Genomic DNA, 15840 nt, shown 5'->3' on the forward strand with positions numbered 1-15840 from the left:
ATAGGATCTAAAATTTTTCAGTTAGATATTAGGTAGATTACCAAACGAGACATTATTATCAATATAATTGCGCAATATTGAAGTGTAAATTACTTCTCTATTCAATCTGTTATTCATCTAAGGTTAAGTAGGTAGCTATGGTATGCCTACATTCAATGACGTTTCGACATTTAATAAAGGATAAGCAAATGATTGCCTATTACACCCTAATAAAATATCTACACATTACGTTGGCGTTAGTCAGCGTGACGCTATTTAGCTACCGTTGGCTACGTTCATTTCATGGAAATGCAGGGGTGCAATTTCGGTGTTTGAAAGTGTTACCTCACATTAACGATACTTTATTGTTTTTAACGGGGTGCCTACTGATAGCAATATTACAAATGAATGTACTCGAACAGGGTTGGTTAATCGCTAAATTAATCGCGTTAGTGGTTTACATCGGCCTTGGTATATTGGCGATTAAGTGGCAACACCGAGGTCAAAAACTACTTGCGGGGATCGCAGCATTATTAATGTTTAGCTACATTGTCTGCGCGTCAATGTCACATGTTGCATGGTTTTGCTCATTTTTAATTTAATGGTGGTTGGTTGATAGGGTTGCACACTATGCTAGGTTGTTTCGTTTTAACAATGATATTTTATTTTGTTGCACTGATAGTCGTATCAAGGCGACTATTTCACGTTAGTGGTCCTCATCGCCCCCTTGCCACTGCTACGGGAGCTATAGCTGTGGTGTTACATGCTGTGGTATTGGCACAGGCGATATTTACCCCTGAAGGACAAAATTTTAGTGTGAGTAATGTATTTTCATTGGTGAATTGGTTAATTGCACTCACATTTACTGTGCTAATTTTTCGATTAAAAGTGATGGTAGTGGTGCCTGTGGTATATTGTTGCGCTATCGTTTCAGTGGGCCTGATGTTCCTCATTCCTTCAACTTATGTTAGCCATTTTGACTCACAACCAGCTGTACTGGCACATGTAATTTTATCTTTGATGGCCTTTAGTACCTTAATGATTGCGGCGCTGTATGCGATACAATTATGGGTCATCTTGAATAAATTGAAGACCAAACAACTAATTAAAACACCTTCGATGCCACCATTACTGACGTTAGAAAAGCAGCTCTATCAGCTAGTGATCATGGGGATGGTATTGTTGAGCTTGTCGATCGGCACAGGCTTTATTTCCCTCAATAATATCTTTGTCGGCGGCATGGGCCATAAAATGGTGCTGTCTGTTTTAGCGTGGTGGGTATATGTAGTGATGTTGTGGCAGCAGTATTCTAAAGGCTGCAAAATTCGTACAGCAATTATTTATACCTTAAGCGGTGCAGTATTAATTTTCCTCGCATACTTTGCAGCCCGCATTGTTAATGAATTAATTTTAATTGGTTAATTGTTGGTGGGTCCGGATTGGTTCGAACTGATACTTTTTGAGCTGCAAGCTAGGATAGCTTAAGTAGAACAGTTTATTAATTCCGACCCAATAGCACTTGACGTTTTTCAAAGTGAGTAGTGATTATGTTGAAATGGCTTCATCCTTACGCCGAGCCTGAGTGTGCGTATCAAGTAGCTGTAAAGTTACAGTTTTGGTTTATCGGCCTTGCACTGGCGTTAGTCGCCGTAGGTACCACATGGGGATTGATATTTGCACCCACCGATTATCAACAAGGTGATAGTTACCGTATTATTTTTGTGCATGTCCCTTCAGCCTCAATGTCGATGGTGGCATATATGGGCATGGCTTGCGCAGCATTTATTGGCTTAGTATGGAAAGTTAAAGTGGCTGATTGGGCCGTAGCGTCAATTGCGCCCGTCGGTGCGGTTTTAACCTTGATAGCCCTTGTAACAGGCGCAACTTGGGGTAAACCTATGTGGGGAACATGGTGGGTGTGGGATGCTCGTTTAACTTCGGAATTAGTCTTACTGTTCCTGTATCTTGGGGTGATTTCGTTATATGCCTCATTTGAAGATAAGGTATTAGCCGCTCGGGCTGCGGGGATTTTGGCAATAGTGGGCGTAATAAACATTCCTATTATCAAATATTCTGTCGATTGGTGGAGTTCATTACATCAGCCTTCGACGATTAAGATTACTGAAAAATCGGCGATGCCATCTGAAATGCTTATTCCCTTATTGCTAAATATCTTTGGCTTTGGGGTATTAATTATCGCTATTTCAACCATTAGATTTAAAGCGGAAGTGCTGGCGCGAAATAGTATGCGTCCGTGGGTACGTGAACTAGCGAAAGCTCAAGGAATAAAATAATGCAATTTGAATCATTTAGTGAGTTTTTGAATATGGGCGGCTACGGCTTTTATGTGTGGTTTGCATATAGCGTCACATTTTTTTGTCTTGGCACGTTAGTGATAGTGAGCGCTAAAGGTCAAGCTAATGTACTGACAAAAATAGCCGTTAAGATAGCACGTGAAGAACGCCTAAAAGAAACTCGAGAGATTTAATCATTAATGTCAAATGTGAAAAAATGACTCACATTTACAGTGATGGTCTTCAGAATAGTGGCCGCTTGTACTTCATTGTTGCTCGATGTGCTTACTCGAACTTGGATCTGTTTTATACCCCCGAGTGAGAAGATTCACTGCAAAACGATACTTGCGATAAGCCTGAAGTTGGATTTTTCGTTTTAAAACATTAATTTACAGTTTCGCGTTATCAATTAGTCTCGTCAGAAACTTGTGAACCCACTGTCCAAGGTTTATGGGCTATGTATATTGATATCGTTTCAGTTAAATCGATTTCTTACTGCACCAACAAGGCTATTGACCACAGAGTTTTTGAAATTATTAGAATAGTAATATTCATTGGTTAGTAATAGAGAGTTTTATGGCATTTGAGCAATCATTTTTATCTAGTTTTACGTTTAAATACTGGGTGCAAGAAATAATATACAAAATTTTTTAAATGTAACGCCTTACTTAAGAGTATCTTGTAACAATGAAAATCAATACTAATTTTGATATTGGTAATAAACTGAGAATTGCTAGGTTAAATAAAGGGTTATCATTGGATAATGTCGCGGGAAAAATAGGTTTAAGTAAGGTTTTACTTTGGGAAATTGAAAATAGAAATGTTGAAAACTTGGATGTACAAGTACTTCATGTCATTTTTAAAGCATTAGATATCACTTGCGATGATGCCTTGGGGAACTGTATTCGAGATGCTGATTTTCTTTAATGATTACATTTTCTAGTAACATAACGCAGAAAATTTTGCATGTTAATAACTATTAACATGCAGAAATCACGTGTTTACACGCGATTTCTTAGCTGTTGTCGAAGTAAATAGCTAGATTATGTCGATAGACTTCATTTATGCACATGAAACTGCATAAAAATTCATATTTTGACTCATCTCTGACTTCTTACTCGCTTAGGCGAACAGAAGTATGTCAGCGCACAACGAACACATAAAGCTCACTTTGGGACAAAGCGTCATAGACCCTTTGCTCTAACTCTTCAGTTTCGGATTAAAATTTCTATGGAGAGAACGCCGCGCTCACCGGAAAATTAGGAGCGCAGCGAGTAATTTGTCCGTGTGAAGCGCTTTGTTAGCAGTCACCGAGGCTTTGTTTCCTAAATCGATTCAGCGAGCAAAGCTCCTCATAATCGTTTGAATATTAAACTACACGGTAAGTTTCAGGCATGCCTAGCCCAGTGAGTTTGTTCAACGCCTTTATCATCGCGTAAGTTTCTCCTACCTGACCGTTATAATTTCGCAGGCTCAATCTGCCACCAAGTAGTTGCTTCACTCTGTACATTGCTGTTTCTGAGATTGACCGCCGATGATAACCATACCGTTTTTTCCACTGTTTATTTGAACCATGAAGCTGTTGCCAACTGACCGCTAAGTTACGCGGATGACCTTGTTCCCAGAGCGCGGCACCTTCCCTCGGTGGAATGAGTACTAAAGCCCGTTTTCTACGAACGGCATCGTGACAGGCTCTTGTGTCGTAAGCACCATCACCTGAGATATTGCGGATTTTGCGATGGGTTTGCTTGAGCAAATTCGGCATAACTTCAGCGTCTCTGGTTGAATGAACCATCTTGATTAAACAACGTCGGTAGTGAGCCAATATTTCCCGCTACAGGGCTACATTGATAGCTGCTATCAATGACCGATGACTCTGTCTGCTTGTAAACGTCGCTCGATTGTATGAGATACATAAATCCCCCAGAAAACCACTGACCATACACAGTACAGTCAGTGAATAATTGTTTTTCAGATTTATTTATGTGTGTAAGATGCTTTTCCTACATCAACCCGTCATTGTAAGAAACTTTATTCCTCTCCCACATCAGACGCTTCAATGTATTGCCAAAGAGTACGCTTCTCGTAGAAAACAGTTTAAAAAAGCCAAGTTGAACTGGCGCAAATCTGGCGGTGCTAAACGCTCACTTTGCTGGATACCAGTAAACACGGGGGCGGCAAAATGGAAAAATAGCCAAGTGTTTTTCAATGGTCGCTATTACAGCGTGTGGGATAGCTACGGCCTGAGTCAATACCAGTTCAAAACGGCCTCATTCAACGAGGATGCTCGCGGCCGCTGGTACTTTAATGCCAGTATATACATATCAAAGCTCAGGTACAGCCAGTGTCGGTATCGACCTTGGCTGTAAAGAGGCCGCAACGGATAGCAATGGCGACGGTGTCACTGGTCGGCAATATCGCAAGCTAGAGCGGCCATTAGGCATCGCTCAACGGGCGAACAAACAACAACGAGCGAAAGCGAACCACGCCAAAATCCACAATCGTAGAAGGATGACTTGCATAAATACAGTCGCCAGCTAGTCAATGAAAACGCGGCGATTTTCGTTGGTGACGTCAATTCCCTAGGTTTGGCAAAACCAAAATGGCTAAGTCCATTTTGGATGCAGGCTGGGGAATGATCAAAACAATGCTGGAATATAAATGCGCTCACGCAGGGGTTGTTTTTGAAGAAATCAACGAAAGTTACACAACCCAAACTTGTTCGTGCTGGGGGGAAATCCCCGCCAGCAGTCCGAAAGGTAGAGCAGGTCTGCGAATAAGAGAATGGGCTTGTAGCAGTTGTGGCTCTACGCATGATAGAGATATCAAAGCAGCGAAGAACATTCTTGCGGCTGTGCATGGCCGTCTAGCGGTAGGAATCCACCTCCTTTAGGGGGGGGGGAGGATGTCAATTACTAATAACCATATTGACTAACTGGTTGCCAGTGTTTCTTAACATCATTCTCAATAAACTTTTGTTTTTCTTTAATTAAATTGGCCTCAACTAATCCTATCGCTTGATGGGCCTTTTCTTTAGTGCTGATATCTGGATAGCTAACTTGGGTCACGTTAAGTTGCTTCAATATTCCAGCGAGCAGATGACGTGCTTCGCTCGCTTGTTCGATGGCTTTATCTAAAAGCTGCTTACCTTCCTCTGGATTATGTGCATACAAACCATGTGAAGACATCGCGAAGTCCCACCGCCACTGACTGTGGCGTATCGCCATAATAGGCTCATTCATGTTATCCCATTTCGCACCAGCATCCCATGCCGCTTTGGCTTCATAGTGGGCTTTGACGAGCAGAGCTTCAACTTCGCGGGCTTTTGTTTCAATAGTTAACTTATTCGCCGCGAGTTTAGTTTCGATTTTGGTTTTGCTGCTATGGCAGCCGCTGCAGCTACTATCAAAGTGCGGTAAGGCCTTATCAACTTTATGGCTCGTAAATTCAACACCTTTTGCATCCTGCTGGGTTGGCATATGGCAAGTAATGCAAGTGACACCGACTTCGGCGTGTTTACTACGACTCCAGTGCTCAAACTCAGGATGACGTGCTTTGAGTATGGGCGTTTTTGAAATGGGGTGGATCCATTCAAAAAAGCGGCGAGTGTCGTAATATTTTTCAATATCATCGGCGGTACTACCAAAAATCCAAGGAATATTAACGACATTACTTTTTTCTGGACGGAAATAATAAGTCACATGACACTGACCGCACACCTGTGCGCCTTGCATATTTTTATCTTGTTTATCGAATGGCAAGTGAACTTTGGCCATTGCATCTTGAGCATGTGGGCGAGGTAAGGCTAATTTCTGTGTACCAGACTCATGGCAATCGCTGCAATAGACGACACTTTGGATCTCTTTGCCCAAATCGGTAAAGTTTTTGGCAGAGTACCCTTCAAATCCCAATTGTTCTATCAATCTGGGCGCATCAGGTGTTTTACAGGTCCAGCAACTGGCGGATAAGCCCTTCTCTCCTGCTTTAGGGGGCACTCCTGTACGTAAAGTCTGTGTCACATCGGCAACGGCGAAATGGTGTCCCCGTGGGCTATGGTACTCTTTTGCATAGGAAGATCCTGCCCAGAGTATGATACTGGCAGGATAATTTGCGAGCATATCCTCGCGCTCAACTTGTTCAGATGTGGCTTGCCAAGATTGATATTGATTAGGATATTTTTGTTGATTGCTGGTATCAGAAGCCGCTACAGATGTGCATGTAGCAATAACGAGAAAGCCAATCAGCTTGAGTAATATGACTGTTTTTAAATAAATTTTCACTTTGTATCCTTTTGTCAGAACATCAATATTAACCTGGGCGCCCATCAATACGGGGGCGGGTGAGAATAGGCAGGTAATGCCATACAAATAGTGCAAATGCGATAAACCAGCAAGTGCCAGCCAACCATAACCATACTTGGGAGTGGGCCGGAAACCAGATGGGCATCAATGCCCTGAGCAGTGCCGCTAATGGTAGGCAGATAAATGCCAAAATCATTTTCGGGCCTTCATAAATATTTCGGCTCGTGTGTCCGAGTGACACTCTGGAGATCATCGAAAGACACAGGGTAGCCATACAACCAATAGCAAATAGGTGAAGCAGGCTGCGATAGGCATATTCATTATCGAGATACCAACTCATGGCTAACAGGCTAAGTGGCAACATTAAATAGGCAAGATGCAAGGACCACAGCATAGGTTCCGTCAGTGTTTTATGGGGTAACCAGCGTACAAATCGGACAAGCTGCAAAAGCCCGGCAATCAACAATAAGCCTCGTGCAACTTCAAGAGGGATGAAATGAATGAGTGATTGAATAACAAGCAAGATCATAGTCACGATAAGTGGGTACTCAATCCAAGTTAAGGGTTCAGCTTTGGTTGCCTTAATGCGCATAGCAGTAAAAAACGGAATGACGCGCCCACCAACAATTGTGATAAGTAAGGCTAACCACCATAACATGGCCTGCCAAATTTGATTGGCAAGGATGAAGTCACGTTCAAATAGAGCATAATAGCTGATGTTGTTAATCACGAGTGCAACAAACAACATAATTGGAAAACCAATATTACGCCATTGCTTAACCTTATAAATACAGCGCCATAGGGTAAGGCTTGCCAAGCCAAGAAACAATGAATCAAACAATGCAGGTAAGATGAGTGGAATTTGAATAGGGAGTAAAAGTAATAATCGTGCCAGCAACCAACAACTAAAGGTCAATGCAAGTGGCCATCCCTTTAATGTGGGTTGATTTGTCCAATTTTGAACAGCAGTAAGTAAAAAACCACAAACAATTGCGATTGCAAAACCGAACAACATTTCATGTGGATGCCACCATAGGGGCAATACTTTACTCCAAAATGACGAAGGAAAAAAACTATATTGAGGAGTAAACCAAGTTATTAACCACAAAGGGATATATAACGCAGCTACTATTGCTCCCCCAAGAAAAAAAGGTCTAAAGCCAAGTCGCCATAACGCATGAGTTCGTTCGGTTTGTGTAGGATCACCAATATTTAGCATAGTTTTCAGCCTAGTAGCAGATGATAAATAAGGTGCGTTTATTATACATATTAAGTTGAGCTGTTATGACCTTCAATTCAAACAAATCTTAAATTTTGGGACCAAGATCCCAAAGACAAACAAAATCGGTGGACTATAGATCCACTCAAATAGGCACGTTGCAGATTATCGGCTGTCAGTAATCGAGTTGAAACGAGACGCAAAAGCTTCAAGGCAAATACTCAGATGTTCTGAGAGCTTGACATCCTTTAGGGGGGAGGATGTCAAAGCGGTTCCTGTTTGGTATTCACAAGATCTGATCCCATCTGAAGTGGAAGGTTCATTCATTTAGGCAACAACGCCAGTCACCGAAGTGAATCGCCACTACTTCACTAGATGACTTTTAGCCATAGAAAAATACAAGTGCTAAGCATCAAGAAAAATGACGTCTGCATTTTAATATGTATTAACATGCAGAAACTGCGTGTTAACGAGTAGGTTTCAGCTGTTTTCGAAGCAAATAACTTGATTATGTCGATAGACTTCACCTATGCACATAAAACTGCATAAATAGTCAGATTTTGATTTATCCCATACTACTTGCTCACTTAGGGGAGCAGAAGCACGTCAGCACACAACGAACACGAGATCTCTGGGCTTTATTCGTGAATCTGTCTGTGAGAGACAGATTCACGAGCTCACTTTGGGACAAAAGCGTGTCAGTACGTCGGCTGTTTCAGGTGTATTTCGCATAAGAATTTCTATGGTTAAACGCCTTACTCACTGGCTCGACAGAGCAAGCTTGCGGCGCGTAGTTGGGTTCTAGTACTGCAAATTGTGAAGTAGATGTCGGCGCAGGAATGATAATCACAAGAAATGATGGTTGGGTGGGGATTCGAATCCCAATCTACCTTTCGGGTAAAGTCTGAGCTAGTACAGTTTAGCAAAGTATCAGATCAGTGATGGACTTATTTTCTCATCGTATTATTTGGTGGTCGATGGGCAGCAGAATAACCAAAGAATTGGCATTAGACGCGCTTTTAATGGCTGTGTGGCGTCGTAAGCCTACAGGTAAAGTGTTAGTCCATTTAGATCAGGGAAGCAAATATACTAGCCATGACTGGGGTGAATTTCTGACCGCACATGGATTGGAAGGTAGCATGAGTCAACGCGATAATTGCCATGATAATATTGTGGCAGAGAGCTTCTTTCAGCAGTTAAAACGTGAGCGGATTAAACGGAAGATCTATCCGACAAGAGAAGCGGCTAAAAGTGATATTTTTAATGTTTTATAACCCTAAACGGCAGCATAGTTCCAATCATGGCTTATCACGGTTAGAGTATGAACGTCAGTATTTTAATGAGGCTAAAAGTTGTCTAGTGAAATAGTGGCGATTCAAAAACTAGAAAATATGTGTGCCCATCACATAAACGCTGAATCAAGCATAAGCTGTAAATTTACAGATGTAACACTTTTATTTGACAAAAAATAAAAGTGTCCATTCGAAAGACTGGACACTTCTGCGCTAGCCTGAACATTCAAGACTTAGAAGTTATAACCTAAAGTTACCCCTATAAAGTGAGATTCATAATCATCATTTACTGAGTCCATAAAAATAAAGTGACTTAGAGAATTACCTTGAATATCACTTTGGTTACCTAAGTATGTTGACATATTATCTAAAGCAAAATCACTAAGATCAAATTTACTATAGTAATATCGTAACCCTGTAGTTAACTTTTCCGTCCACTTGTAATTAAACTGAGCTTTAAACTCAAGAATATCCGTTTTTACTTCAGGCAAAATTTGTGCTGTAGCTCCACTTGTTGTGACACCAACAACATAATTAGGGTTGCTAGTATCTATAGAACCTCGACCTGATGAATAATTCAACCCTAATGACATATCCAATTTATCGCGAATAATCACCGAGTCGAGTGTAAATCCAATACCATCCGTAGCATCTTGTAAGTCAGTAGCCCAATCATTTTCAGGTACACCAAATGAGCCATCACCTACAGCATCAGATTTCGAGCGATTTAATTGATTAGAATCATTAATATCTTTGCTGTAATAAGCTGACAATTGTGTTGACTCAGAAATTATGTACCCAATATCTACCCCTAGTAGTAAAGCGTTAGCAGTTTGTAGACCATAAATACCTTCTTTTTCATAGTCATCATCTGTATAAGCTAGAGATAAACCGATATTAATATCTGATCTTGGGTCTAACCCCAAGTAGGCATTAAATGATTGCCGTTGTCTATCAGACATGTCAAACATATGGGTTTCTTCTCTTGCATGCGATAATTCAATTTCTGAATTATATTCACCGTCAATTTTTCTATCTTGATAACGATATCCAAAACGCAATAATGACCAATCAGTAGCGGATATTTGTAATGTGGCCGCCGCAATATCCTCTTTGTTATCAGCGGAGCGATGATCGTTACGATCATATGCTACCTGATATAGCTCAGCCTTAAGCTTTACTGAAGGGGTAAATCTATAAGTTCCATCAATTCCAAACTGTGTTTTTTTATACTCTGGAACTCGATTTACATAGTCAAAGTCTTTCCAAACCGTTTCTCCAATACCTACCCATCCATCCCAATTAATACGTTCACTATTATTGTCATAATCATATAATTTATAACGAAAATTCAGTGATGTTTTAGGTAATGGATTGGAGTTTAGCACCAAATTAACAAAGGTCGTCACAGCCTCACCATCTAAACTGTTAGCTGGCATAACTCGTGTTGCAGCTATATTTCCTTCTGTATCCAGTATGCCCGTATTGATTGTATAAGGAATGAAATCTTCATCCTGAGTTACCATATCCCGTGAGAAAGTAGCAGTAAAACGACTACGAAGTGGTAATCCAGTAACTCCACCTGTAAAACTTAAATTGTTACTCTGAAAATCAGGGGTTTGGGCTAAACGATTGATTGGAGAGCCACCAGGTAAATTTTGACTATTAAGAATCAAAGGACTATCCCAAGTGACGGTTTCTGATTTATTATCAAACGTAACAAAACGATAGTTTACATCAGCAAACCACTGGTCTTTCGTATATTTTAGCCCCAGGTCTACCGTTTGAGTTTTTTGATCAACTAAACCAGGCACTTCCAGCCCATATGCTCTGAAGTTTTCCCCAAGCCCACCTAGACTTGTCGCTCCCTTTTTAGCACGACTATATCCCCCAGTTGAAAAGACTCTCATACCTTCTTTTGTTTTTTGGCTAAATCCAGCATAAAGATCAAGATCTTTTAATGGACTATAAGTAAAACCTATACGGCCTTCCTTACGCTGAACTTGGAGATCAACTTTATTAGCCGAAGCTAAAAAATTTTTAAGTATGTCTTGTTCTGCATCTGTTGGTTGTTGATTAAGGGGCGTAAAGCTACTTTCTAAGGTTGCTTGTGTTGCATCAGCAATTGCCCAATATCCACCAGGAGTCAATGTGCCAAGATATGTGCCCTGCGGAGAGTTTCTAGGAATTTCTGTCCAGTCGAGTAAAAATGCAAACTTGCCGTATTCTCCCATTTTAGCCAAAAATTGCTGATCTTTCTGAGCAATATCCTTACCGCTGACATTGAAATAAAAATTATTTTTGTCACCTGATAATGAGAAATTTTCGAAAGTTAAATCCCCATCCAAATCTCGATATTTTTCTACACCAGATTTATCTCCGTTAACATGTAAATAATTTAGTGCAGGAGTCATATTTCCTGAAACTAATAGATCTTCTGCATAGACAATTTGCATACCCAATATTGTGCAACACACCGAAACTGTGCATGCTGTTTTAAAATATAAACTTTTCATGACATTATCCTTAAATTCAGTGATATCTATCTTTTTAACTTAACGCCAGATGGATGGTTAGTGCCATGTACTTGAGTATGGCAATTTGAGCAACCACGATTCGTCATGAAAAAGCTATCCGTATCACCAGCAAGTGTCTGATGCCGTCCCTGCTCATGGCATTGTTGACAAAGGCGAGGTTCTTTCGCTACTAGTAAATTCTCATGATTAGAACCATGTGGATTATGGCAATTTAAGCAATTTTCTTTTACGGGTGAATGCTCCCATAAAACAGGTGCTTTCATTTCTTCATGGCATTCATAACATTTATCATTGACTGAATTTGCAGAAATTAAACTCTCAGATTGAGTGCCATGAGCATTATGACAACTTGCGCAGGTCATGTTGCCCTGCCCATCAGCTCTAGAGAGATCGTTGAGGGGATGAGAAGAACGTTTTAAGGTAAAAGCTCTTTGCTCTGTATGACAACTTAAGCAAGTTTCATCTATTGATGATTTTATGAGTAGATTTTTATTACTATTGCTATGAATGTCATGACAAGAAACACAAGATACATCCATAGCATCATGGGAACTTCCATTCCAATGACGAGCGTCCTTTTCATGACAATTTAAGCACTGTTTTGACGCCAGTTGATTATCTAATTTTGCAGGATTTAGAATATCTTCTTTAGATTTTGATTTTTTATGGTTTCCGCCAGGGCCATGACAAGACTCACACGTTCCAGTGCTGGAGGCACTATCATGTGCTTTTATATGAATATTATTCGTAAAATTATTTGCAACAGAGTTATGACACATTTTACATTGATTATCGCCTATATATTTATTTTCTTCGGCTTCAGCTGAAATTGATATTGTAAGAAAAAAAATACATGCGATGTATCGTAAAAAACCTTTAAACATAAACGTTCTCCCTACACTAGTAATTATATTACAGTGAAAGTGACGCGTAATCGATTTTAATTGAATATGATTACAGCGTATTAAGATGGTTAAGCTTATAAACTTGCCGATTAGAACTTATCCGTATTGAGATAGAAGTTTTGGCAGATTTTCAATTTAACCTGAACTCTCAATAGAGAAAATTTGAAATGGGGCTCTTGAACGATAAGTATAGGTTTTGGTTTTCATCATTATGCTCCGATAAATTTTATTGACGGATACTCATTTATGAGTATCTCAACATCAGTATCCAAGCTCACCTATCAATTCTCTAGTCTAGCGGATTTAGCAGAAATCGTTACTATGATAAAAAAATTTAACAAAAACAATTTAAACATATGTTTTTTTAATGATTTTACTCAAAAAGGTTTTCGAGCAAAAAGAGCAATATGTTGACCATTTGTTGTTAAAAAGTAGAGCTTGCTCCCACTTTGTTCGACTAGACCTGATTGTTTTAATTGCCGAAGGTGAAAGTTAAACTGCGTGTGATTTTCCACACCAGTTAATCGGCACAAATCCATAAATTTCAGCCTTTTATGTATATACAACTGTTGTAAAACGGTTCGACGGATAGGATTGGCTAAAGCTAAAAATAATTTATCGTTATCTGGAATTTCAATTGATTGGTTTTGCTGATGTTGCGCATGTACTCTCCTTAGCATCGTTATAAGTGTATGCATATTGAATGGTTTCGTTAAAAAGTCATCCGCACCACATTTCATTGCCTCTACAGCTGTATCAATAGTCGCAAAAGCTGAAGTTATAACTACGCCTATACAAGGTTGCATTCTTCTTATTGCGGTAATAGCTTCAATTCCTGTAATGCCTGGCATAACCAAATCGAATAATGCCAAATCAAAATGACGATTTTCTGCTAGATCTAATGCTAATTCAGCAGTATTTGTCGAAACCACATCAAAATTAGCTGCATTTAAAACATCTGAAATAGCAGAATTTAACTCGGCATCATCTTCAGCTAATAAAATTGATATTTTCATATTGTAACTCCAGGAATGGTTATTTTTACGATTAGACCATTAACACTATTTTTAATACCGATTTCACCATTATGCTGCTGGACAATTTGCTGACATATTGCTAAGCCTAATCCAGTTCCTTTCCCTGATTCCTTTGTAGTAAAAAATGGACTCATTGCTTTGTGAATTTCATGGCTATCGATACCGCCAGACCAATCCTCTATCATGAGAATAAAGGTGCCATAATGATTTTCCATAGTGATACAGATTCTTTTTTCTGTATTTTTCTCTTCTGCTGCATCAATTGAATTATTGATCAGGTTAACAAACACTTCTTCTATTTTTATTGAATCACCTTTTACAATTAATGGCTGAGGTAAAAATAGTTCCAAATGATAGCCTTTAAGTCTATAGCTCAATAATTGTAATGCTGACTTAATAGAACCTCTCATGTCAAAAATTTTGTCCTCCACTTGTTCCCTAGAGAAATTAAGTATTTCTTGACTGATATGATTTGCCCTGTTAATTCCCAAACGAATACGTTCTAATTGCTTTTTATTATTTTCATTATTATTTATTTGTTGCTCTAGTAAGTCGCAACCCAGAGTGGCATAACTTAATGGTGTTTTGATTTCATGAGCAATACCTGATGTTAATTCTCCAATTGCTCTCATTTTTTCACCCAGCATAATCCTCCTCTGCTGTTGATTTACTTGCTCAAGGTATTCGATATCAAATATTTTTAAAGATTTGAATAGGTAAATAAGTATACCTGCACCACAACAAGTCCTTACTACGGGAACCCAAATACCCCATTTTGTATTGAGTAATCCTGCGGCTAGCGCGTAGCATATCAAAGCGAAGCCAGTATATGAAAAAAAGTGTGCTCCTTGATGTCCTGCTATTTTCAGTTCTTTGGCGTAAATAATTAAAGCTGTACCAGCAAGACTTCCGCCAAGTAAACCAAATACCCATCGAGTTATCAAAGTAGAAAAATATATGAATTCATCTATTGATAATACAATCCAGTTAGTAAAAATGGCTACAGAATAAAAAGCCAGTAAAATAGGAACTAACCATCGTAACCAGTAGCGTTGAGATATAGCTAATATCTCAAGCATCTTCCATGCAAACCACATCAGAGCAAGAAATGAAACCAATAGCTTAATTATTCTAAATAATTGAATATTTAACGACCATTCGTCAGATAGGTGATTTTTTTGAAGTAAAAAATAAAGCTCAGACCACTCATGGAAGCTATGAATAAAGCCAAAAGCAGCCAACGCAGGAAGGGCTGATGCAATGGCTAGTTGGCTAAATTTCAGATTCCGAAAAACTATGGCGCAGCCAATAGTAAAAAATACCAAGCCATAGAATAGATAAATATTAAAGATGACAATTTCATTCATATCATGAATTTACTAAATTCATAAGAGCAAAACTGTGACAAAGAAACAATTATTCAACATTGGTTAAATAAATGTGCCAGTGTAGTGAAATTGTTTACAATAACCCCAAAATTAATCCTAAGCCAATACCCAACATTGCTATAGCTACGATTAACCGAATGATAGGGAGAGTAACTTTTTTTAAGCAGCGTTTCCCAAGCAATGTCCCAAGAAAAGCGCAAATTGTAGCTACACTAACGGGGAGTGTTAAAGCATCAATTTGTGATGTTTGAATTGCCAACATTGCTGTGCCATACACTACTAGGCGCACGGCATCTACGATCACCGCCGAGACAACCCCCGTAGCTACGAACGCATCCTTAGATAAACCGGCTTTCAACAGAAACGCCGAGCGCAATGCCCCCTGATTACCTGAGAGTCCTCCGAAGAAGCCCGAGAGCGCCCCACCAACGGAAAGCCAGCGTGGAGGAAAGGCCAGTGCTTGAAAACGCGGGGATAGTTCCAGCAGTGCAAATAGCACGATCAAACCGCCGATAACCGCCTTCACAGGAGTGATCTCAAAAGCCGCGTCAGCAAAGCTGTAGTGCCACAAGGCTGGCAGTCGGTCGAACAACGTCAGGGATGCCGCACCAAGAATAGCCGTGATAGCCGCAGGCACGCTGAATTTCACCACGACAGGCCAATCGGCTTGCCGTGCCATCAGCCCGAACTTGAAGAGATTGTTGGTGAAATGCACCACAGCAGTCGCCGCTATGGCTAATGGTAATGGGAAGAACAGGGCGAAAACTGGCATCAGGATTGTTCCCAAGCCGAAGCCTGAGAACAAGGTCAGCCCAGATGTCAGCAGGGCCGCAAGGCCGATCAGAACGAGCTCCATGATGCGTACCTTTCTTTATCGTGTTTCATTAT

14 protein-coding genes and 2 pseudogenes are annotated in these 15840 nt (G+C 40.0%); 8 read left to right on the forward strand and 8 right to left on the reverse strand.

What is annotated here, in order from left to right; genetic code table 11:
• Nucleotides 1-188 precede the first annotated feature (188 nt).
• From MMG82_RS18200 to MMG82_RS18220, 5 genes are all read left to right on the forward strand, one after another.
• Nucleotides 189-581 (forward strand): SirB2 family protein, encoded by a 393-nt coding sequence (locus MMG82_RS18200; protein WP_241407237.1) that lies wholly within the window; start codon nt 189-191, stop codon nt 579-581.
• A 28-nt stretch (nt 582-609) separates the two neighbouring features.
• Entirely contained in the window at nt 610-1401 is a 792-nt protein-coding gene (ccsA, locus tag MMG82_RS18205) for a cytochrome c biogenesis protein CcsA (protein WP_241407238.1), read from the forward strand.
• Between the two features lie 125 nt (nt 1402-1526).
• Complete coding sequence (locus tag MMG82_RS18210) at nt 1527-2273, forward strand: heme ABC transporter permease (protein WP_241407239.1); 747 nt, start codon at nt 1527-1529, stop codon at nt 2271-2273.
• Nucleotides 2273-2467 (forward strand): heme exporter protein CcmD, encoded by a 195-nt coding sequence (gene ccmD, locus MMG82_RS18215; protein WP_140906973.1) that lies wholly within the window; start codon nt 2273-2275, stop codon nt 2465-2467. The genes MMG82_RS18210 and ccmD overlap by 1 nt, the downstream gene beginning before the upstream one ends.
• Before the next feature lie 493 nt (nt 2468-2960).
• On the forward strand, nt 2961-3200 hold the full coding sequence (locus MMG82_RS18220) for a helix-turn-helix domain-containing protein (RefSeq protein WP_241407240.1): 240 nt from the start codon (nt 2961-2963) through the stop codon (nt 3198-3200).
• Nucleotides 3201-3642: 442 nt separating this feature from the next.
• Here the strand turns inward: MMG82_RS18220 and MMG82_RS18225 are convergent.
• Nucleotides 3643-4050, reverse strand: a pseudogene (locus MMG82_RS18225) (IS5-like element ISSpu11 family transposase); the annotation flags it as partial.
• 530 nt (nt 4051-4580) lie between these two features.
• Between MMG82_RS18225 and MMG82_RS18230 the strand changes: the two are divergent.
• Nucleotides 4581-4814 carry a hypothetical protein gene (locus MMG82_RS18230; RefSeq protein WP_146128711.1) on the forward strand — a complete coding sequence of 78 codons (234 nt, stop codon included), beginning with the start codon at nt 4581-4583 and terminating at the stop codon, nt 4812-4814.
• A gap of 106 nt (nt 4815-4920) precedes the next feature.
• Complete coding sequence (locus MMG82_RS18235) at nt 4921-5166, forward strand: transposase (RefSeq protein WP_241407254.1); 246 nt, start codon at nt 4921-4923, stop codon at nt 5164-5166.
• A gap of 22 nt (nt 5167-5188) precedes the next feature.
• Here the strand turns inward: MMG82_RS18235 and MMG82_RS18240 are convergent, their stop codons facing one another.
• On the reverse strand, nt 5189-6598 hold the full coding sequence (locus tag MMG82_RS18240) for an ammonia-forming cytochrome c nitrite reductase subunit c552 (protein WP_172591516.1): 1410 nt from the start codon (nt 6596-6598) through the stop codon (nt 5189-5191).
• Nucleotides 6582-7793: an NnrS family protein gene (locus MMG82_RS18245; protein WP_047539373.1), complete on the reverse strand. Its 1212-nt coding sequence runs from the start codon at nt 7791-7793 to the stop codon at nt 6582-6584. Before MMG82_RS18245 ends, MMG82_RS18240 begins: the two co-directional genes overlap by 17 nt.
• A 938-nt stretch (nt 7794-8731) precedes the next feature.
• Between MMG82_RS18245 and MMG82_RS18250 the strand changes: the two are divergent.
• Nucleotides 8732-9161 (forward strand): annotated as a pseudogene (locus MMG82_RS18250) (DDE-type integrase/transposase/recombinase); the annotation flags it as partial.
• A gap of 157 nt (nt 9162-9318) precedes the next feature.
• Here MMG82_RS18250 and MMG82_RS18255 read toward each other — a convergent pair.
• The 5 genes from MMG82_RS18255 to MMG82_RS18275 form a co-directional block, all read right to left on the reverse strand.
• Nucleotides 9319-11601: an MtrB/PioB family decaheme-associated outer membrane protein gene (locus tag MMG82_RS18255; RefSeq protein ID WP_088212999.1), complete on the reverse strand. Its 2283-nt coding sequence runs from the start codon at nt 11599-11601 to the stop codon at nt 9319-9321.
• A 26-nt stretch (nt 11602-11627) separates the two neighbouring features.
• Entirely contained in the window at nt 11628-12506 is an 879-nt protein-coding gene (locus MMG82_RS18260; RefSeq protein WP_241407241.1) for a DmsE family decaheme c-type cytochrome, read from the reverse strand.
• Between the two features lie 398 nt (nt 12507-12904).
• Nucleotides 12905-13543, reverse strand: coding sequence for a response regulator (locus tag MMG82_RS18265; RefSeq protein WP_088212997.1), 639 nt, complete (start codon nt 13541-13543; stop codon nt 12905-12907).
• Entirely contained in the window at nt 13540-14931 is a 1392-nt protein-coding gene (locus MMG82_RS18270) for a HAMP domain-containing sensor histidine kinase (protein ID WP_088212996.1), read from the reverse strand. The genes MMG82_RS18265 and MMG82_RS18270 overlap by 4 nt, the downstream gene beginning before the upstream one ends.
• Before the next feature lie 94 nt (nt 14932-15025).
• Nucleotides 15026-15808, reverse strand: coding sequence for a sulfite exporter TauE/SafE family protein (locus MMG82_RS18275; protein WP_088212995.1), 783 nt, complete (start codon nt 15806-15808; stop codon nt 15026-15028).
• Nucleotides 15809-15840 lie beyond the last annotated feature (32 nt).

It is taken from the genome of Shewanella sp. MM_2022_3, from assembly GCF_022557375.1.
Lineage (GTDB): Bacteria > Pseudomonadota > Gammaproteobacteria > Enterobacterales > Shewanellaceae > Shewanella > Shewanella xiamenensis.